The following is a 967-nucleotide window of genomic DNA, read 5'->3' on the forward strand; positions in this document are numbered from 1 at the left end:
GCCTGGGCGGTGGTCAGGGCCGGGCCGCGGCCCAGCGCCGGAGCGCGCAGCGCGGTCTGGATCGCGGTGGCTTTCCCCTCGATATCGCGTCGGCGGGCTCGCTTGAGCGCGGCGGTGATCTGCCTGCCGGACAACCGGGCAGCGCGGTCCGGGTCAGGGGCCTTACCGAGCAATTCCAGCGCCTCGGGCGCGGCCACGTCGGTGAACGCCTCGAGAGCGGCGGGGAAATAGTCCCGCAGCGTGGCCTGCAACCGCAGCACATGCCTGGTCTTGTCCCAGATCAGTGCTTGATGCGCCCGGGTCAGCGCCTGCACCCCGTCGGCGAGGTCGCTGTCCCCGGCGACCTCACGCAACTGGTGAGCGTCGGTACGGACCAGGTCGGCCAGCACATGCGCGTCACCGGCGTCGCTTTTCGCGCCGGACACCCCGAGCCGGTCTCGGGCCCGCGCCGATTGCCGCGGGTTGAGGGCGAACACCCGATATCCCGCGGCGACCAGCGCCGCCACCCACGGGCCACGATCGGTCTCGATCCCGATCAGCACCTGGCTGGGTTCGGCGTCCTCGGGCAGGAACCGCGCGAGCAGCCCATGCAACCGGGCGATGCCCTCGACTCCTTCCGGAAGCCGGGCTTTACCCAGCCGCTGCCCAGCCTGGTCCTGGATCTCCACATCATGATGATCAGAAGCCCAGTCATCACCCACGAACAACACCACGCCGCACCAGCTCCCGCCCCTATCCGGATCATGACCGGCAGCCACGCGGAAGAAGATCAACGGCCTAATGGTCGAGTGCTCACACCACAAACGGTGGGCGACGACATCCCTCTAGTGATCAACCTCTTCCGCTACCAGCAGGGGCGACGGTCTTCACGAAGGTCTCGCAAAACCCAGGCCTCACGAGTGCTCACCCGCCAGCAGCCACCACATCCAAGCCTGCCAAACCCAGCTCGAACACAACCCATTAGGCC

1 protein-coding gene is annotated in these 967 nt (G+C 67.9%); it reads right to left on the bottom strand.

The window, feature by feature from the left end:
* Positions 1-668 (bottom strand): IS110 family transposase (locus ACLJRL_RS41180; protein ID WP_410661846.1); only part of this gene is annotated, 668 nt, incomplete at its 3' end.
* Between the last annotated feature and the right edge of the window lie 299 nt (positions 669-967).

Source organism: Amycolatopsis sp. lyj-112 (genome assembly GCF_046549055.1).
GTDB lineage: Bacteria > Actinomycetota > Actinomycetes > Mycobacteriales > Pseudonocardiaceae > Amycolatopsis.